Here is an 18,935-nt window from a genome sequence, read left to right as displayed (position 1 = left end):
AGGGGAAAGCGGCAAGGTCATCGTCGGCAGGGTCGGCAATCAACGATGAGCAATAACGAGGATACAGTCGCTGTCGTCGGGGCCGGTATCATCGGCACGACGATCGCCTACGAACTCCGACGCCGTGCAAGGGAAGTCGTGCTCATCGAGCGCGAACTCGACGGCAAGGGCGCCTCCTACGGCAACATGGCATCGATCGCGGTGACCGAATTCATGCCCGCCTCGCGGCCGGCCGTCTGGGCGCAGATGCCGAAGTGGCTCCTCGATCCGGAGGGACCGGTGCGCATCCGGCCTTCCTACATGCCGAAACTCACGCCCTGGTTTCTTCGGTTTCTGGAAGCCAGCCGCCCTTCGCGCGTGAAGGAATTGGAGGCGGCAGGCGCGGTGCTATGCAGCCGCGTTTACGAAGATCTGATGCCTCTGTTGAAGGCGGCAGAGCTGACGCACATGCTGACCAAGGAGGGATGCCTCAGCCTCTATGCGGACGAGGCCGAGTTCAGGGCGGACCGGGAGCATATCGAGATTCTCGAACGTTTCGGCTTCCGCCACCAGGTCCTTGGCGGCAACGCCATCCGTGATCTCGAACCGGCACTGACGTCGAAGATCGCCAAAGCGGTACTCTTTCCCGACAACCGCTCGATCGTCGATCCGTACAGGCTGCTCCTGAAACTGCGCGAGAAATTCCTGGCGCTCGGCGGCAGGATCGAGCAGGGCGCGGTCGCCGGCTTCGAGCACGGCGACCGGACCAAAGCGGTGCGCCTTGCCGATGGACGGTCGATCGCCGCCCCCGAGATCATCCTTTGCGCCGGGGCCTATACCGGCAAGCTGGCTCGGCTTCTCGGCGAACCAATCCCGCTCGAAACTGAGCGCGGCTACCACACCCAGATTATGGCGCCGGGCATTACGATGCGCCACTCGGTCATCTGGCCCGCGCGCGCCTTCATGGTGACGCCCACGGCCGGCGGCATCCGCGTCGGCGGCACGGTGGAAATGGCCGGGCTCGATGCTGCGCCGGATTATCGGCGGGCGAAGGTGCTCGTGAAGCGGGCGCAGGAGGCCCTGCCGGACCTTCGGGCGGAGAAGGCCGCGGAGTGGATGGGCCATCGTCCCGCGCTTCCCGACACGGTGCCGATCATCGGTCCCTCCGCAAAGCACCGCGGCGTCTACTACGCTACCGGCCATGGACATCTGGGCCTCACCTATGCCGCGACGACCGCCCGGCTGATCGGCGATCTCGCGACCGGTCAGACACCGCCAATCGATCTTCACCCATATAGGGTCGATCGCTTCTGAACTCGAAGGAAAAACCACATCCGCGTAGGTGGCGGCATCATCCGCCACGTCCAAACAAACCGGAGGCACGACGAATGCGTAAAGAACTCTATATCGATGGTCAGTGGGTAGCGCCGGTCAAGGGCGGGGCTTTCGAGATCGTCAATCCGGCGACGGAAGAGGTGATCCATAGGGCCGCGGCTGCGAGCGCCGAGGATGTGGACATTGCGGTCAAGGCGGCGCGCCGCGCATTCGACAAGGACGGCTGGCCGAAGCTTGCCGGTCGCGAGCGTGCCCGCTATCTCGGGGCAATCGCCGAGGGCATCCGGGCGCGGCAGGCGGAAATCGCCCATCTCGAAGTGATCGACAATGGCAAGCCGTTCCCGGAAGCGGATTGGGATGTCGCCGACGCGGCCGGATGCTTCGATTTCTATGCCGGGCTCGCCGAACAGCTCGACAACAATCCGGAAGAACCGATCGCGCTTGCCGACGCGCGCTTCACCTCCAAGGCGATCAAGGAGCCCGTCGGCGTCGCAGGCGCGATCATCCCCTGGAACTACCCGCTTCTGATGGCCGCCTGGAAGGTTGCGCCGGCCCTTGCCGCCGGCTGCACGGTGGTGCTGAAGCCGGCGGAACTCACGTCGCTGACCGCGCTAGAACTCGCGGCGATCGCGCATGAGGCGGGCCTGCCGCCCGGCGTCCTCAACATTGTTACCGGTGCCGGCTCCGTTGCCGGGCAGGCAATCATCGATCACAGGCAAGTCGACAAGCTGGCCTTCACCGGCTCCGGTCCGGTCGGCTCCAAGATCATGGCGGCGGCCGCCCGCGACATCAAGCGCGTCAGCCTCGAACTTGGCGGCAAGTCGCCCTTCGTTGTCTTCGACGATGCGGATATCGAGGAGGCGGTCGAGTGGATCATGTTCGGCATCTTCTGGAACCAGGGCCAGGTCTGCTCGGCCACGTCGCGGGTCCTGGTGCAGGAAGGCATCTACGAGCGTCTGCTGGCGCGGCTCGTGGAAGAGGCGAAAAAGATCAGGATCGGCAACGGCCTCGAGGAGGGCGTGCTGCTCGGTCCGCTGGTGTCCAGGCGCCAGTACGAGCAGGTCTTCGCGGCGATCGAGGCGGCGAAAGCCGCCGGCGCCACGGTAGCCTGCGGCGGCAAGCGGCCCGCGGGCTTCGAAAAGGGCTATTATATCGAGCCCACGGTGCTGACCAATGCTCCTTTGGACAGCGACGCTTGGCGCGAGGAGATCTTCGGGCCCGTCCTGTGCATCCGGCCTTTCTCGTCCGAGGAGGAGGCAATCGAGCTTGCCAACGATTCCCGCTTCGGTCTCGCTGCGGCGGTGATGTCAAAGGACGACATCCGCGCCGAGCGGGTCGCCGCCGCCTTCCGCGCCGGTATCGTCTGGATCAACTGCTCGCAGCCGACCTTCACCGAGGCACCATGGGGCGGCTACAAGGAATCCGGCATCGGCCGCGAACTTGGGCGTTGGGGTCTCGAAAACTATCTCGAGACGAAGCAGATCACCAAATATGTCAGCGAAGATCCCTGGGGCTGGTACATCAAATGAAAAGCGCCGTTTCCATGAACTGGGACCGTTCCCTCGATCTGCTCGAGGTTCATTGCCAGGGTGAGATCGGCAAGGTGATCATTGGCGGCGCGCCGGAAATCCCGGGCGCGACGATGCTCGACAAGATGAACCACATCAATGAGGTCGAGGACAGCCTCCGCCGCTTCGTGACCTTCGAGCCGCGCGCCAGCGTCGCCATGTCCGTCAATCTGCTTGTCGCGCCGACGCGGCCGGACGCCGATGCCGGCTTCATCGTGCTGCAGGCCGACCGAGCCCATCCGATGTCCGGCAGCAATTGCATCTGCGTCGTCACAGCCTTGCTTGAAAGCGGCGTGATCGGGATGCGGGAGCCGGTGACGATCGTTCGACTCGACACGCCGGCCGGGCTGGTGATCGCGCGCGCCGCCTGCCAGGAGGGGCGCTGCCTGTCGGTCAGCCTCGACAACGTGCCGAGTTTCGCCGAGGCGCTCGACCGGGAGATCGAAACGCCGCGCTGGGGGCGCATCAAGGCCGATATCGCCTTCGGCGGCGTTTACTACGCGCTCGTCGACGTCGACCAGATCGGCGTCGATATCGCGCCGGTCCATGCGCGCTATCTGGCGGAGGCCGGTATCGAGCTGAAGGCGCTTATCACCGAGCAGGTGACGGTGAAGCACCCGGAGCTCCCCGGCGTCGACGAGACCGCCTATGTGATGTTCCGCGGCCGGGAACCGGATGGGGCGGTGCGCACCTGCACGACGCTGCCGCCGGGTCGCGTCGATCGCTCGCCTTGCGGGACGGGCAGTTCCGCCAATCTGGCGGCCCTTTATGCACGCGGACTCTTGTCGGTCGGTGAGGCACGCATCTCGCGCTCGATCATCGGCGGGGAATTCCGGACCGAGGCGATCGGCGAAACGGAAGTGGCCGGCCGCAAGGCCGTGCTGCCGCGGATCACCGGGCGCGGCTACGTCTACGGTCGCTCGCAACTGCGCCTTGACCCGGACGATCCGTTCGCGGCCGGTTTCGCGCTCTCGGATACCTGGGGACCGCAGGTCGGTCTTCTTCTGAAATAGGGAGCAACATGGACGGGCCATTGCAAGGGCAAGCCTTCTCGTCACCGGCGCTTCCGGCGGCATAGGGGCGGTCATCGTCGAACGTCTGGCGGCGGAGGGGGCGCACCCGATCATCCATTATGGGCGGGACAAGGCGGCTGCGGAGGCCATTCTTGCGCGCATCGGCGGCAATGGGCTGATCGTGCAAGCCGATCTCTCCGCGGCCGAAGGCCCGTTCGAAATGTGGCGCAAGGCGGTCGATGCCACGGGGCGCACCTGATGTCGAGTGAGCCGGCGACCGGCAAGGGCGAGGGGCCGCCACGACACCGCCGGCGACAATAATCTTGTGTAAAAACCGATACTAGGGCACAATTTTTGAATGAACCTGATGTGCGGAACGATCGCGAAATCCGGTCGATTCCGGCCGGGCGATCGTTCGCGTGGGGGGCGGCGTCGATGGGCCAGGGGTTCTTCCTTCTGTTCGCTGCGGTGTCCGTGATCACGGCCCTGACCGTGGTGCTGGCGCGCAATCCCATTCACAGCGCCCTGGCGCTGATGGCATGCTTCCTGCAGATCTCCGCGATTTTCGTCCTGCTCGGCGCGCCTTTGCTCGCGGTGATCCAGATCTTCGTCTATGTCGGCGCCATCATGGTCCTGTTCCTGTTCGTGATCATGATGATCGACGTGCGCGAGGCGGTGTTGCAGCGCTTCTTGCCGGGCGGCAACCTGCCGGCGCTGGTGCTGCTCGGCCTGCTCGGCATCGAGATGCTGGCGCTTGTGCTCTGGAGCGATCGATTTTCGGTCTCCGAACCCGTTGCGGTGAGCGGTGGCGATGAGGTCCGCCAGCTTGGGACGACGCTTTTTGCCGACTACCTCCTGCCGTTCGAGGTCGCGTCCGTCATCCTTTTGGCGGCCCTCGTCGGCGCCATCGTACTGGCGCGGAGGGAGTCGGGCTGATGGTTCCGCTCTCCTGGTATATCCTGCTCGGCGTGGTGCTGTTCGTCATCGGAGCGGCGGGCGTACTGCTGAGGCGGAATATACTGGTGGTGCTGATGTCGCTGGAGCTTCTTCTCAACTCCGTCAACATCAATTTCATCGCCTTCGGGCACTATCACGGCGACTTCCGTGGGCGGATCTTCGCGATCTTCGTGATCGCCATCACCGCGGCGGAAGTTGCTGTCGCCCTCGGCATCCTGGTCGCCCTCGTGAGGAACAAATCCACCCTCAAGGTCGACGACGTGACCATGATGAAAGGATAGCGGCTTGGACCCCGTCGTATCGATCCGGCCGCTCATCGCCGTCGCCATTGCGGGGCTGGCTGCCCTGACGATCCTGCTATTGCACAAGCGGGAGACGCTGCGCGATCTCGTTTCGCCCGTGGCCGCGCTTGCCATGTTCCTAACCGTCATCTCGATGGCCCCGACGGTGCTTGCGGGCGGGACCGTCGAATTGCGCCTGTTCGAAATCCTGCCGGGGGTCGACTTCGCCTTCCGCGCCGATGCGCTCGGCATGGTGTTCGCCACGGTCTCTTCGCTTCTGTGGATCCTGGCCGCCTTCTATTCGATCGGCTACATGCGGCATTTGCACGAGCATGCGCAGACGCGGTTCTTCGCCTGTTTCGCCACCAGCCTCGCCGCCGCGGTCGGCGGCGCATTTGCCGCCAACCTGTTCACGCTCGTCATCTTCTATGAGCTGCTCAGCCTCGTCACCTATCCGCTTGTCTACCACCACGAGGACGAGGCGGCGTGGAAGGGCAGCCGCAAATATCTCGTCTATCTGATGGGCGCCTCGAAAAGCGCGCTTCTCGCCGCGCTGGCGCTGACCTATCACGTCGCGGGCTCGCTCGATTTCCTGGCCGGGGGGCTGCTGGCCGTAGCCGACGCCCCGGCGGCGCTGCTGACCGTCGTCTATTTCTGCTATCTCTTCGGCTTCGCCAAGGCCGCCGTCATGCCCATGCATGCCTGGCTGCCCGCCGCAATGGTGGCGCCGACACCGGTCAGCGCGCTGCTGCATGCGGTGGCGGTGGTCAAGATGGGCGTCTTCTGCGTGCTCCGGGTGGTGTTCCACGTTTTCGGCGTCGGGCTGGTCGGGGAGCTCGGCCTCGGCGTCGCGACGGCCTATCTGGTGTCCTTTACCATCATCATCGCGTCGGTCTACGCGCTGACGCGGGACGACTTGAAAGCCAGGCTCGCCTATTCGACCGTCAGTCAGCTCTCCTATATCGTGCTGGGCGCGGTTTTGTTGTCGCCGGTCGCGATCACCGGCGGGATCATCCACATCGCGGCGCATGCCTTCTCGAAGATCACGCTCTTCTTCTGCGCCGGCTCGATCTATTGCGCCTCGGGAAAGCGAAACATCAGCGACATGGCCGGCATTGGCCGCAGGCTGCCCTGGACCATGGGGGCGTTTTTCGTCGCTTCGCTCTCCATGATCGGCGTGCCGCCGACCGCGGGCTTCGTCAGCAAATGGTATCTGGCGCAGGGATCGGTAGAGGCGGGGGAGATGGCGTTCCTCGCAGTGCTGCTGGTGAGCTCGGTGCTGAACGCCGCTTATTTCCTGCCGGTCAGCTATGTCGCATTTTTTGGGGAAGCAACCGCAGGGGAGGGCTCCGCGACGGTCCGTGAAATACCGCTGGTCACGATACCGCTGGTCGCGACCGCCATCCTGTCGGTGCTGATGGGCATCTTCCCCGGCTATTTTCTCACGCTCGCGGATGGAGTGATCCGATGATCAAGCGTGTCGTCGGCTTCTTTGGTGACGAGGAATATGCAGGGCTGCGCCGCCGGCTGTTTTATCTGATCCTCGTCCTGATTGTCGTCGCCGATTTCCTTGTGCCGCGCGAGCATGCCGAATTCCTGTGGGACCGCCTGCCCGGCTGGTCGGCTCTTTACGGCTTCGGCTCCTGCGTTCTGCTCATCTTCGTTTCCAAATTCCTCGGCCATCGCGGGGGCCTGATGCGGCGCGAGGACTATTATGACTGATTTCATCCATCCCGCCCTCCTCTTCATCCTCGGTGCTCTTCCGATCCCCTTTCTCAGCGGACGGATCCGCAAGGCTTATCTTCTGGTGGTCCCGGCACTGGCGATCCTCGCCGTCGCCACGACCTCGCCGGGCAGCTATGGCGCTGCGCAATTCATCGAGCAGGACATTCTGGTCGCGAAGGTCGACAGGCTCAGCATCGTCTTCGCTACCGTCTTCACCATCATGGCGCTGATCGGCACCGTCTATGCGCTGCATCTGCCGCGCGCCGGCCAGCATGTGGCGGCCTTCGTCTATGTCGGCAGCGCGCTCGGCGTGGTCTTCGCCGGCGACTACCTGACCCTTTATCTTTTCTGGGAAGGCATGGCCTTTGCCTCCGCCTACCTGATTTTCGCGGGACGCGGAGAGCGGGCGATCCGCGCCGCGTTCCGCTACCTGATGGTGCACGTCACCGGCGGCGTTGTCCTGCTCGGCGGCATCCTTCTCCACGGCGCGGCCACGGGCTCGCTGCTCTTTGGTCCGATCGCCGGGACGGCGATCGACGGGGAGCTGGGTCTCGGCGCCTATCTGATCCTTGCCGGTTTCCTGCTCAACGCGGCGGTGCCGCCGCTCAACGCCTGGCTCACCGATGCCTATCCGGAGGCGACCGTTACCGGCGCGGTGTTCCTGAGCGCCTTTACCACCAAGACCGCCATCTACGTGCTGGCGCGGGTGTTTCCGGGTGTCGAACTCCTGGTGTGGCTTGGAACCGTGATGGCGATATACGGCGTCATCTACGCGGTTCTGGAGAACGACTGCAGGCGGCTGCTTGCCTACCACATCGTCAGTCAGGTGGGCTACATGGTCGCGGGCGTCGGCATCGGCACCGAAATGGCGGTGAACGGTGCCGCCAGCCATGCCTTCGCCCATATTCTCTACAAGTCGCTGCTGTTCATGGGGGCCGGCGCGGTGATCTACGTCACCGGCCGCCGCAAACTCACGGAGCTCGGCGGGCTCTACAGGACCATGCCGGTGACCGTGGCGCTTTACATGGTCGGCGCCTTTGCGATTTCCGCCTTCCCGTTCTTCTCCGGCTTCGTCACCAAATCGATGGTCGTGGCGGCCGCCGGCGAGGATCACCGGGCGCTGGTGGTGCTGGCGCTGACCATGGCTTCGTCGGGGACCTTCCTGCACACGGGGCTCAAGCTTCCCTATTACATGTTTTTCGGTACCGACCGGGGGCTCGCGGCGCGGGAGCCGCCGCACAACATGCTGATTGCCATGGGCATGGCAGCGGTGCTCTGCATCGCCATCGGGGTTTTCCCGGAGCCGCTTTACGCCCTTCTGCCCTATTCTGTCGACTTCGAGCCCTATACCGGCCAGCACGTTGCCGAGAGCCTCGGCATTCTGATGTTCACGGCACTCGGCTTCGTCATCTTCTTGAGGGCGCTCGATCCGGAAAACACGATCAGCATCGACACCGACTGGTTCTACCGCAAGGGTGCGCGCTATTTCATGTGGTTCGCCGAAAGGCCGCTTGCGCGCTATGAGAAGGCGGTGAGCGACGTTTCTGAGACGGCGGTGCTGCCCTTCCTGCACGGATCGGCGCGCGCGGGGCTGCGGCTCGATATTCACGGCGTCGATGGCGTGGTAAACGGCATCGCCCATTCGATTTTCAGCGGCGGCAGCGTGCTCCGGCGGCTGCAGACCGGGCTCGTCACCCACTACGCGCTGGCAATGGTCGCCGGTCTGATCGCGGCTATTCTGGTCTTCGCCGTGGTGTGGCGGTAGGGGGTGCGATGGGATTTCCGCTCCTCAGCCTGATCATTCTCACGCCCGCCGCCGGCGCAGCGGTGCTGATGTTTCTGCGCAGCGACGATGCGGTGCGGTGGGCGGCGCTCGGCGTTACCGTCATCGACCTCGCGCTCACGGTGGTAATGCTCGCCGGCTTCGATACCGCCACGTATGAGATGCAGTTCACCGAGACGCGCCCCTGGGTGCCGGCACTCGGGATTACCTATGCTCTTGGCGTCGACGGAATAAGCGCCCTTTTCGTATTCCTGACCGCGCTGTTGGGCTCGGTTTCGGTGCTTGCGTCCTGGGTGGCAATCGACCGCAGGGTAAAGGCATTCATGATCAGCTTGCTCGTTATGCAGGCGCTGATGCTGGGGGTCTTCTCAGCGCTCGACCTGTTCCTGTTCTACGTCTGCTGGGAGGCGATGCTGATCCCGATGTACCTGATCATCGGGGTGTGGGGCGGCGACGGCCGGGTCTATGCGGCGTTCAAGTTCTTCCTCTACACGTTGGCCGGCAGCCTTCTCTTCCTGGTCGGCGTCATCGTGCTCTACTTCCATGGCGGCGAGACCTTCGACATTCTCGTTCTGATGGATCAGGATCTGCCGTTCGGGGTCCAGTCATGGCTGTTCTTCGCCTTCCTGGTCGCCTTCGCCGTCAAGGTGCCGATGGTCCCGGTCCATACCTGGCTGCCGGACGCGCATGTGCAGGCGCCGACGGCGGGCAGCATCATCCTCGCCGGCGTGCTGCTGAAGATGGGCGCCTATGGCTTCCTGCGGTTCTCGCTGCCGATGCTGCCGGAGGCCTCGGTCTATTATTCGACGCTGATGCTGGCGATTTCGGCGGTCGCGATCGTCTATGGCGGGTTCCTTGCGCTGGCGCAGGACGATCTGAAGAAACTGGTGGCCTATTCCAGCATCAGCCATATGGGCTTCGTGACGCTCGGGATCTTCGCGCTGAATGCCCGCGGGCTCGAGGGCAGCATCCTGCAGATGTTCAACCATGGCATAACGACGGGCGCCTTGTTCCTGTTCGTCGGCCTGATCTACGAGCGGACCCACACGCGCAGCATCGCGGAATATGGCGGGCTGATGAAGGTGGCGCCGGTCTATACCGCCTTTCTTGCGCTGTTCACCCTGTCGTCCATGGCACTGCCGGGAACGAACGCCTTCGTCGGCGAGTTGCTGGTGCTTTCGGGCGCCTTCGGGGCGAACCTCGCCTTCGGCGCGGTCGCCATTCTCGGCGCGATGCTGAGCGCGGCCTATCTGCTCGGCATGTACAGGAACATCGCGCTCGGTCCTGTCCGCGTGAGCGCCGGGCCGACGCTGCGCGACGTCAACGCCCGGGAAATGGCTGCGATCCTGCCGCTCGCCGCCTTCGTGCTGTGGGTCGGGCTCTATCCGAAACCCTTCCTCGACATCATCGACACATCGGTGACGCATCTGCTGGTCGAGGTGCATAGCAGGGGGAGGGGCCAATGAGCGCCGCCGTGCTCTACCAGTGGGTGCTGGCGAGCCTGCCCGAGATCCTGGTGGTCACCGGCGCCTGTATCCTGTTGATCGCGGGGCAGCTTATCCGCAGGGGACAAGAGCATCTGATCGTCTGGGCTTCCGTTGCGGTCGTGCTGATCGCCGCTTTGGCCACCTTCCTGCTCGCCGGCGAGGTGCGGCCGGCCTATTCGGGCATGTTCATCGTCGACCGCTTCGCGGTGTTCTTCAAATTCGTATTCTACCTCGCCACCGTTCTCACATTCCTGCTGTCGCGGAAATATGCCGAAATCGAGGGGATCGGGATCAGCGAATATTATGTGCTGCTGCTCTTTTGCCTGTCGGGCATGATGATCATGGCCTCGGCGACCGACCTTCTGTCGATCTATGTGGGCCTGGAGCTGATGGTGCTCTGCACCTATGTGCTGACCGGCTTTCTGCGGCGGGAGCGGCGATCGAACGAGGCGGCGCTGAAATATGTGATCCTCGGTGCCGTCTCGACCGGCATGTTCCTTTACGGCGTTTCGCTGGTCTACGGGCTCACCGGCACGACGGCTCTCAACGGGATGACTGCGGCGGCGACCGGCGATCCGCGCGATCCCGCACTTCTGCTGGCGGTGGTCTTCATCGTCGCCGGGCTCGTCTTCAAGATCGGCGCGGTGCCGTTTCATATGTGGCTGCCGGACGTCTATGAAGGCGCTCCCACGACGATCACCGCCTTCATGTCGGTGGCGCCCAAGGCCGCAGGCTTTGCGGTGATCCTCAGAGTGTTCCTCAACCCGCTGATCGCAGCCTCCGATGTCTGGATCATCGTGGCGGCGATCGGCGTCATGACCATGGCGCTCGGCAGTTTTGCCGCGCTGGTGCAGGACAATATCAAGCGGCTGCTTGCCTATTCCAGCATCGCCCATGCCGGCTTCGCCATCTTCGGCGTCGTGGCCGGCGGCCAGGATGGGATCGCCAGCGTCATGCTCTACCTGCTGATCTATGCTTTCATGACTCTCGGCGTCTTTGCCGTTGTCGTAATGATGCGCAACGGCGACTTCTCCGGCGAGGCAATCCCGGACTATGCGGGCTTCGCCAAGTCGCATCCGGGGCTTGCGTTCCTCATGCTGCTCTATCTCTTCTCGCTGGCCGGCATTCCGCCGACGGCCGGGTTCTTCGCCAAGTTCTACGTGCTCGTCGCGCTCGTCGAGCAAGGTTTCGTCGCGCTGGCGGTGGTCGCGGTGCTCTTGAGTGCCGTCGCCGCCTATTTCTATATCCGGGTTGTGATGGTGATCTACATGCGCGAACCGGAGAGGGTCTTCGATCCGGCACTGACGCCCTCCGTCCGCGCCACGCTCGCCCTGACCGCCGCCGGCACCATCGGCATCGGCCTGTTTCCCGCCTGGTTTCTGAGACTTGCACAAACGTCGGTGTTCGGCGGCTAGATGTGGAGTCTCGGCGATGTGTCTTCCGGCGCCGATGCTGCGGATGGGCGGCCTGGATGGATGGTCCGGACACACCGCCTTGGCAGGCGCAAATCCAAAGGGTTCAGAGCGACCTCTGCGCGCCTGAAAAGACGCGCGGCGTTGCAGCTCATTTGAGGACGGGCAAGACAAGCTCGAACCGGGTGCCTCGGCCATCGCTATCCAGGAGCCTGATGGTGCCGCCGTGGGCGGCGAGCATGGCTTGCGTGATCGCGAGGCCCATACCGGTACCGCCGCTTTCACGGCGGGTCGAGAAGAAGGGCTGAAATATGAGGGCGCGATTGCCCTCGGAAATCCCCGCACCGTCGTCCGCGACGAGTAGGGCGAGAGTGCGCTCTCCGGATGAGGCGGCGAGCTTGAGCTTGGAGGCCCCATGCTGGTCGGCATTTTCCGCGATGTTGGCGAGCGCGATCGCCAGGGCTTCTTGCGGCATCGCAATGGGGGTCTCGACATCGCCTGAACTTATGACCTTGAGCCCTTCGAACCGCCGGCTCAGTTCGGCTGCGACTTCGGCGATGCTTGTCTTACCCTTCATCGCCGGAAGCTCGGCCTGTGCGAGCTCCCGCAGCCGGACAAGCAAGTGATCGAGCCTTTCGGCATCGGCAAGGATATTCTCGAGAAAGCGGCGGCTTTGCGCCTTTGCCATGGGCGCTTCCGTGTCGTCGTCGATGAGAAGCTCGGCGGCGCCTCTGATTGCGGTCAGCGGCGACTTCAGTTCGTGGCACACATGGGCGGCGAAGGAACGGACATAATCGGTGCGGTCGACGAGTTCGCCGGCCAGGTCGAGAAAGCTCTGCGACAGCGAGGCGATCTCACGCGTGCCGTATCGCTCCAACGGCTTCAGCGCCGCACGTCCTCCGCGTGCGATTTCTTCGGTTCGGCCGATCAAGGCTTCGATCGGCCCGGTTACGCTGCGTGTAAGAACGTAGGCGACACCCAAGGTGAATAAAAAGGCGATGACCAGAGCGCCGAGCTCCGACGCGGCAAGGTAGTGGGTGTCACCCTCGACGGCACGAAACCATATGAGGATCGTGACAGGCAGCGCCATCACCGCTAGCAGGACCGAATAGACGATCAAAGCCAGCGACGGGCGCCATTTCCGCCTGATCCTGGGGGCTCGCGTCATATATGGGACCCAGGTTCTGCGGCAAGCTTGAAACCGACGCCATGGACCGTTGCGATGATGCTGGTGCACCCGGCCTTGGCGAATTTCGCCCTGATGTTCCGGATGTGGCTGTCGATGGTCCGGTCGGCGACATGGATGCTGGCGCCATAGGCCGCCGCCATCAATTGCTCCCTCGCGAACACCGTTCCTGGCCGGGCAAGCATGGCCGCGAGAATGGAAAATTCGATGGCGGTCAGGCCGATCTCGACGCCGCCAAAGGTGACAGACCTGCTATCCCGGTCGAGCCGAACGGGCCCTCGGTTCAGGGACGATTGCTGCTCGCGCCCGCCCACCCGCTTCAGGATGGCCTTTACGCGCGCCATCAGTTCTCGCGGACTGAACGGCTTGGTGACATAGTCGTCACCGCCGATCTCCAGCCCGACGATCTTATCTATTTCTTCGTCACGCGCGGAGAGAAACAGGATCGGCAAGGCCGACGCTGCGCGGATGCGGCGGCAGACTTCAAGTCCATCCATTTCCGGCATGCCGATGTCGAGGATTGCGAGGTCGATGTTTCCCCGATGAAAGGCCATCATCGCTTCCGTTCCGTTCCTTGCGGCGACGGGGCTCATACCGGCCCGCTCGACCGCGAAGCAAATCACGTCGCGAATATGGGGTTCGTCATCGACGACCAGGATGCGTGACACGGGTGCAGGTCCTGTCAAAACTCTTGCCGATCGTTCTTAGCGCCCTCCGCCGGCCTTGCAATGTTTTTATGCTCGGAGAGGTAGTGCTGAAGCCGATGAGCACTGAAGCTCCAGCTTCGCCAGTTGCTCGCGGATGCAAGTGCGTCAGCTTCAAGACGGGTCCTCACAGAAAGCGCGCCAGTCGTTTCGTAGGCACCTCGCGGGAGCGCTGCAATGTAGATGTCGAGCGCGGGAACGGCGGCAGGCCCAAGCGAGTACACGTATTCCAGATCTAGAGGCATGCCCTCTCCGGTAAGCTCGCGGCTATGCTCCACGTTGAAGCGTGCGACCAATGCCGGGAAGTCGATGAAAGCGCAGATATAGAGCGTCGCAGCCAGAACTGTCAGATTCATGGCAATCAGCCATTCGTTGGACCGGCGCATGAGGATGCGCAGTAATATCAGCGCGAGGCCGACCGCAACGAGGCCCATCCAGATGCCCGCCGCCAACCGCAACTCCGTCAATGAGTAGGCCTCGACATAGAGATCGAGTCTCAGGATCGAAGAAGTGCAAAGCAGGATATTCTGGCCGATCCACGCATGCACGAGTCCGCGGATCACCGGGCTTGCCTCGCCTGGGCCGTTGCTGCGCATTGCGACGAGGACGAATGCACCGGCAAGCAGGGCCGTGACGATCAGGGGATAGGCGCCGCGATGGGCATATTCCGCATGCGTCATTCCGTCCGGCAGCTCCGCGCCGCCCCAAAGATAAACAAGGTCAAGTGACGTCTGGACGGCGAACAAAACGTTGAAGATCAGCAGCGATCGGAAAACGGCGGCTTGCCCGAACAGATTGCCGTCGAACGCTTCGCCGCCGGCTTTGGTTCGCGAGGCCCGTCTACGGCGCCGCTTGAGCCGGGGCCGCAAGAGCGCCCAGACGGCTGCCGCGGCCACAAGCCAGAAGGCGAGACGCCAGGGATTGAGGAAGTGAAGAATTGCTGCGAAGTCGATATTCGACAGGACTTGCTCGATCAGTGGATTGGCAAGCGAAAAGAGGGTGAGAAATACCAGCGTGAGCAGCCCTGGGACGAGCCAGCCGACGAGTTTCGGAAGGATCCTGGCAGCCTGGTGATGCGAGGCGCGATCGGCCCTCAATTTGTGCCAGTCTCGGACGAGCCGCATGGGAGCCGCAAGTGCGAAGCGGAAGAGCACGGAAGGAAACGCGGTAAGGCGCTGCGGCATAAGCCTCGATCGGGCCAGCGCCGCGACCGCGATTCCGAAAGCCGCGAACAAGGCGCCTGGAAGCGACGGTGTTTCCAGGAGCGGGAGGGACGCGAGGAATGCGATCGCGGCAAGGGCGACGGCCGACCTAACAGCAAGCGGCTTCGAGGCTGAAAACAGGACGCCGGCCGTCACAGCCATGGCAAACAGGAACATGTTGATGCCGAGCGGCTGTTGAAAGAACAGGCCATCGGCAGCCGCAACGAGGGTCAGCAGGACGAAGATAACGCCATTCCTTCGGCCGGCCTGCTGTTGAACCACGGCGCTATCGGTCATTGTCATCGACAAGTTTCTCCTTGGTGAATGTCCGTGCGTGCTCGCGGCCGGCAAGGACGCGTCTGCAGCTCGTTTCCGAAGTCAGCCACCACCCGTCATCACGGAGGCGGTCTGGAATCTGGTGTGAGGGGGAGGAAGAGAGTTCGAAGCGGGTCATGGTGACAGGATGTCGTCCGGATTTGCAGATTCCGTGCAGGCTCTTGGGAGTTATTCAGGAGCGCGGACCTCGCGGGGCATTGTTGGGGAGCGGCGCGATCACAGCGGCTCCCGTGGACCACCTCGGAAAGGCGGTAATGTGCGCCTCCATATGCGCCGCGGATTGCAGGCGCCCATACATGAGCGCAATATAAGCGACACATGATATTTGTCTGGGGGAACTCGGCGATCATGTTACGTAACCGCTTGATCTTTCCTGTTGCCGGCGTCGCTCTCGTTCTCAGTCTCGTGTTGGCGGGGCTATGGATCTGGACGGGGAACACCATCGTCTCGATCATGTCCGAGCGTCTGATCCGAGAGGTGACGCAAGCCGTGCATCGCGATGTTGGCCATTTGGTGCGCGGCGCCAATAAAGCTGTGACCCGATTGGCCAACGGCCTTGTTCGAGACGACCTGCCGCTCGGCGATCGGGACGCGGTCGCACGACAGCTCTACGCGTCGCTGACCGAGGAGCCCGACGTCGACTGGATGTTTTTCGGGAACGAGGCCGGCGGGATCGTTTCGGTCGGGCGATTGGCGGATTCAACCATTGTGTTTCTGATGACGGACGACTCTCGCGCGGGTGTCGTGCGCGAGTTCGAAGCCTTGCCGGGCGGACGGATCGGCCGTTTGAGAAAGTCGGAGGGCACGTTCGATGCGCGCGAAAGGGCCTGGTATTCGCAGGCGAAGGAAACCGGCGAGCGGTACTGGACCGAGGCCTATCTCGGCGTCGGCGAGCCGATCCTGGGTGTCTCGCTCTCCGGCCCGGTACTCGATCAGGACGGTAATTTCGTAGGTGTGTGCGGGATCGATCTCATTCTGACGCAGCTTTCCAGGTTCTTGCAGACACTGGACATAGGCGAGAACGGGCGGGCCTTCATCGTCGATGCGACCGGACATCTGATTGGTGCGTCGGGAGGAGTGTCACCCGTCGCAATCGGGGCGGACGGAGAGCATCTGCGCCTGCAGGCATCAGAGTCTACGGATCCCATTCTTCGCGAAACCGCGCGCTACCTTGGTCGACATCCCGACCTCGCCGGATCCTCGCCCTCCGCACCGGCGGTGTTTTCCTTCGAAGACTCTTCCCTCGGCGAGGTCTATGCGGCGGCCGACCGCGTCGAAGGACCCGGGGCACTTGAGTGGACGATCATCGCGGCCGTGCCATCCTCGGATTTCCTCGGACCAGTCCATCGCGCCGCCTATCTTTCGATGGGCATCGGCGCCGCCATCGTTGCAGTCTTCGTCCTTCTTGGCATAGGAGTGATCGGACGCACGTTGCGGCCGCTTGCTACCCTGACCGAGGCCGCGAACGCGATCGCAAAAGACGAATGGCAAGAGGTGCCCGAGTTTCGGCGGAAGGACGAGGTCGGCCGGCTCGCCCAGGCCTTCACGCTCATGACCTCCCGTCTCAAGGAGACTTTGGAGGGCCTGCGGCGAAGCGAGGCCAATTTTGCGGAAGCTCAGCGCGTCGCCCATGTCGGCTATTGGGAAAGGGATCTCGGCACGGAAAGTCTTTTGTGGTCGGAGGAGACATTCCGCATCTTTGGCATGGCGCCGCGGCCGGGCATGGTGGTCAGCCTTGCCGAGGCGGTCGAGCGGATTCATCCGCAGGATCGGTCGTTCTGGAGCCAGGTCGCAACAAGGGCCCTGAGCGGTGAGGGCCGCTATGAAATCGAGTACCGCATTGTCAGGCCCAGCGGCGAGTTGCGCATCGTCCACAGCCAGGGCGATCTGACCAAGGACGCGTCGGGCCGGCCGCGCAGCATGTTCGGTACGATCCAGGACATAACCGAGCGCAAGCGGGTGGAAGCGGCGCTGCGAGACAGCGAGGAGCAATGGAGGGCCGTATTCGAGAACAACCCGACCATGTACTTCATGGTGGACGCGACCGGCCGCATCGCGTCCGTGAATCCGTTTGGTGCGGAGCAGCTCGGCTACACGGTCGACGAGTTGATCGGCCGTCCCGTGGAGGATGTCTTCTACAAGGACGACCGAGCCGCCGTCCAGAGGCATGCGGCGGCCTGCCTCGAAAATCCCGGCCGCGCCATGAGCTGGGAACTGCGCAAGATTCGTAAGAACGGCTCGATGCTCTGGGTCCGCGAAACTGCCCGGACGATGTACATCAAGAAACGGCCCGTAATCCTGATCGTTTGCGAAGACGTCACGGAGCGCAAGCGCGCCGAAGAGGCGGCCCGGCGGAGCGAGGAAGAGCTGCGCGAGGTCATCGAGACCGTTCCGGCGATGGTGTGGACCGCCCTGCCTGACGGCCGGGTCGATTTCATCAATCGGCGGTGGCAGGATTTCACTGGATTGTCGCTGGATGCAACGGGAGAAGCCTGGGAGTTTAAAGCCCGAATCCACCCCGACGATCTTGAGCACTATATGGCCCTGTGGCGCACCTCGTTGGCCACGGGAGGTCCGTTCGAGGCTGAAATGCGCGTCTGCCGCGCGTCTGATGGGGAATATCGCTGGTGGTTCGAAAGTGCCGTGCCGCTCAGGGATGAGCATGGAAACATTCTCAAATGGTATGGATTTCTCTTCGACATCGAAGACCGCAAGCGGGCGGAAGAAGCTCTGCAGAAGGCGCAGGCGGAGCTCGCGCATGTCACGCGCGTGACGGCAATGGGAGAGCTGACCTCATCGATAGCGCACGAAGTCAATCAGCCTCTCGCCGCCGTGGTCACCAATGCCAACGCAGCCCTGCGCTGGCTTGCAAGCCGACCCCCCGATATCGACGAGGCCCGGGAGACGCTGGAACGGATCGTGCGCGACGGGCACCGGGCCGGTGAGGTGATCGGCCGGGTACGCGCGCTGCTGAAGAAGACTCCCGCTACAGTCGTGCAGGTGGATCTGAATGGTCTCATCGAAGATACGATCGCCCTCGTCCACCGTGAGCTACGCCGCAACCGCATTGTCCTTAAGACCGAACTGGCACACGACCTCCAGACCGTTAAGGGCGACCGAATTCAGTTGCAGCAGGTCATTCTGAACTTGGTGATGAACGGCATCGAGGCGATGAAGAACGTGACGGATCGGCCACGCGAGCTTTTGATCAGGTCGAGCCCGGAGGCAGCCGGGGCCGTGCTGGTAACGGTACAGGACACAGGCGTCGGGCTTGAGCCCGATAGCCTGGATCGCGTGTTCGAGGCGTTTTACACGACGAAAGCCGAGGGTCTGGGCATTGGCTTGGCCATCTGCCGCTCGATCATCGAAGCGCATGGAGGGCGGCTGTGGGCTGTGGCGAATGAGCCTTCGGGGGCTGTGCTCCGCTTCAGCCTGCCTTCGGACCCGGACGACCGCGCCCGGGGGAGGCAGTCGGCCAACCTCCAGCTATCTGAAGGGGCAGATCCGCCTGAACCGTCTCCGATCATCCCTTACCGTCGCTCCCGCGCGCCAGCGCGGAGCGGACGCAATTCAGCAGATCCTGTTCGCTGAATGGCTTTTCCAGATAGCCGACAACGTCGGATCCAAGGCCGTGCGCGCGCGCATCCCCGTTCGGATAGGCAGTGATCAGAACGGTCGGGATGCTCTCTCCCAACGCCACGAGCCGGCGGTGCAGATCGATCCCGCTCATCCCCGGCATATGGATGTCCGTTACGAGACAGTCCGTGCGGCGAAGATCAGGGAATTTCAAGAAATCACCGGCGGACGAAAACGCCTCCGCATCAAATCCCAGCGACCTCATAAGGCCCCTGGTGGCCTCGCGCATAGACTGGTCATCATCGACAATCGCAATGAGAGGCTTTTTCGTCGGCACTGCAGCCTCCAGTTCGCGATAGGCGCCTTGCGAAGATCTATGGTTGCGGCCAAT

General features: G+C 63.2%; 15 protein-coding genes and 1 pseudogene. 12 read left to right on the top strand and 4 right to left on the bottom strand.

Annotated features, from left to right (window positions below):
• Positions 1-45: 45 nt before the first annotated feature.
• From SJ05684_RS26580 to SJ05684_RS26530, 11 genes and pseudogenes are all read left to right on the top strand, one after another.
• Entirely contained in the window at positions 46-1,293 is a 1,248-nt protein-coding gene (locus SJ05684_RS26580; RefSeq protein ID WP_034855220.1) for an NAD(P)/FAD-dependent oxidoreductase, read from the top strand.
• Between the two features lie 74 nt (positions 1,294-1,367).
• Positions 1,368-2,843, top strand: coding sequence for an aldehyde dehydrogenase family protein (locus SJ05684_RS26575; protein WP_034855218.1), 1,476 nt, complete (start codon positions 1,368-1,370; stop codon positions 2,841-2,843).
• 14 nt (positions 2,844-2,857) lie between these two features.
• Positions 2,858-3,895, top strand: a complete 1,038-nt coding sequence (locus SJ05684_RS26570; protein WP_034855256.1) for a proline racemase family protein — start codon at positions 2,858-2,860, stop codon at positions 3,893-3,895.
• Positions 3,896-3,914: 19 nt separating this feature from the next.
• Positions 3,915-4,148 (top strand): annotated as a pseudogene (locus SJ05684_RS26565) (SDR family NAD(P)-dependent oxidoreductase); the annotation flags it as partial.
• A gap of 182 nt (positions 4,149-4,330) precedes the next feature.
• The gene (locus tag SJ05684_RS26560) at positions 4,331-4,831 is read left to right on the top strand and encodes an NADH-quinone oxidoreductase subunit J family protein (RefSeq protein WP_034855216.1); all 501 of its coding nucleotides are present in this window, start codon (positions 4,331-4,333) and stop codon (positions 4,829-4,831) included.
• Positions 4,831-5,133, top strand: a complete 303-nt coding sequence (nuoK, locus tag SJ05684_RS26555) for an NADH-quinone oxidoreductase subunit NuoK (protein WP_034855214.1) — start codon at positions 4,831-4,833, stop codon at positions 5,131-5,133. Before SJ05684_RS26560 ends, nuoK begins: the two co-directional genes overlap by 1 nt.
• 4 nt (positions 5,134-5,137) lie before the next feature.
• Positions 5,138-6,604: a monovalent cation/H+ antiporter subunit D family protein gene (locus SJ05684_RS26550; protein WP_034855212.1), complete on the top strand. Its 1,467-nt coding sequence runs from the start codon at positions 5,138-5,140 to the stop codon at positions 6,602-6,604.
• A complete protein-coding gene (locus SJ05684_RS26545) occupies positions 6,601-6,855 on the top strand; it encodes a hypothetical protein (protein ID WP_034855210.1) in 255 nt (84 codons plus the stop codon). The genes SJ05684_RS26550 and SJ05684_RS26545 overlap by 4 nt, the downstream gene beginning before the upstream one ends.
• The gene (locus SJ05684_RS26540) at positions 6,848-8,623 is read left to right on the top strand and encodes a Na(+)/H(+) antiporter subunit D (RefSeq protein WP_034855201.1); all 1,776 of its coding nucleotides are present in this window, start codon (positions 6,848-6,850) and stop codon (positions 8,621-8,623) included. Before SJ05684_RS26545 ends, SJ05684_RS26540 begins: the two co-directional genes overlap by 8 nt.
• An 8-nt stretch (positions 8,624-8,631) precedes the next feature.
• Positions 8,632-10,107, top strand: a complete 1,476-nt coding sequence (locus tag SJ05684_RS26535) for an NADH-quinone oxidoreductase subunit M (RefSeq protein ID WP_034855199.1) — start codon at positions 8,632-8,634, stop codon at positions 10,105-10,107.
• Positions 10,104-11,543 carry an NADH-quinone oxidoreductase subunit N gene (locus SJ05684_RS26530; RefSeq protein WP_034855198.1) on the top strand — a complete coding sequence of 480 codons (1,440 nt, stop codon included), beginning with the start codon at positions 10,104-10,106 and terminating at the stop codon, positions 11,541-11,543. Before SJ05684_RS26535 ends, SJ05684_RS26530 begins: the two co-directional genes overlap by 4 nt.
• A gap of 148 nt (positions 11,544-11,691) precedes the next feature.
• Here the strand turns inward: SJ05684_RS26530 and SJ05684_RS26525 are convergent, their stop codons facing one another.
• Genes SJ05684_RS26525 through SJ05684_RS26515 form a run of 3 tightly spaced genes read right to left on the bottom strand, consistent with a single transcriptional unit; the run spans position 11,692 to position 14,935 of the window.
• Positions 11,692-12,708, bottom strand: a complete 1,017-nt coding sequence (locus SJ05684_RS26525; protein ID WP_034855196.1) for a sensor histidine kinase — start codon at positions 12,706-12,708, stop codon at positions 11,692-11,694.
• A complete protein-coding gene (locus SJ05684_RS26520; RefSeq protein ID WP_034855195.1) occupies positions 12,705-13,394 on the bottom strand; it encodes a response regulator transcription factor in 690 nt (229 codons plus the stop codon). Before SJ05684_RS26520 ends, SJ05684_RS26525 begins: the two co-directional genes overlap by 4 nt.
• A gap of 14 nt (positions 13,395-13,408) precedes the next feature.
• Positions 13,409-14,935: a DUF4153 domain-containing protein gene (locus tag SJ05684_RS26515; protein ID WP_034855193.1), complete on the bottom strand. Its 1,527-nt coding sequence runs from the start codon at positions 14,933-14,935 to the stop codon at positions 13,409-13,411.
• Positions 14,936-15,316: 381 nt separating this feature from the next.
• Between SJ05684_RS26515 and SJ05684_RS26510 the strand changes: the two genes are divergently transcribed.
• Positions 15,317-18,559 carry a PAS domain S-box protein gene (locus tag SJ05684_RS26510; protein ID WP_083846151.1) on the top strand — a complete coding sequence of 1,081 codons (3,243 nt, stop codon included), beginning with the start codon at positions 15,317-15,319 and terminating at the stop codon, positions 18,557-18,559.
• Here SJ05684_RS26510 and SJ05684_RS26505 read toward each other — a convergent pair.
• Positions 18,492-18,881 carry a response regulator transcription factor gene (locus SJ05684_RS26505; RefSeq protein ID WP_034855192.1) on the bottom strand — a complete coding sequence of 130 codons (390 nt, stop codon included), beginning with the start codon at positions 18,879-18,881 and terminating at the stop codon, positions 18,492-18,494. The genes SJ05684_RS26510 and SJ05684_RS26505 overlap by 68 nt on opposite strands.
• Positions 18,882-18,935 lie beyond the last annotated feature (54 nt).

Origin of the sequence: Sinorhizobium sojae CCBAU 05684 (assembly GCF_002288525.1) — a bacterium.
In the GTDB taxonomy this organism is placed as follows: Bacteria; Pseudomonadota; Alphaproteobacteria; order Rhizobiales; family Rhizobiaceae; genus Sinorhizobium; species Sinorhizobium sojae.
The sequence above is the reverse complement of the archived record's forward strand: the minus strand, read 5'-3'. Positions and strand labels throughout refer to the sequence as shown.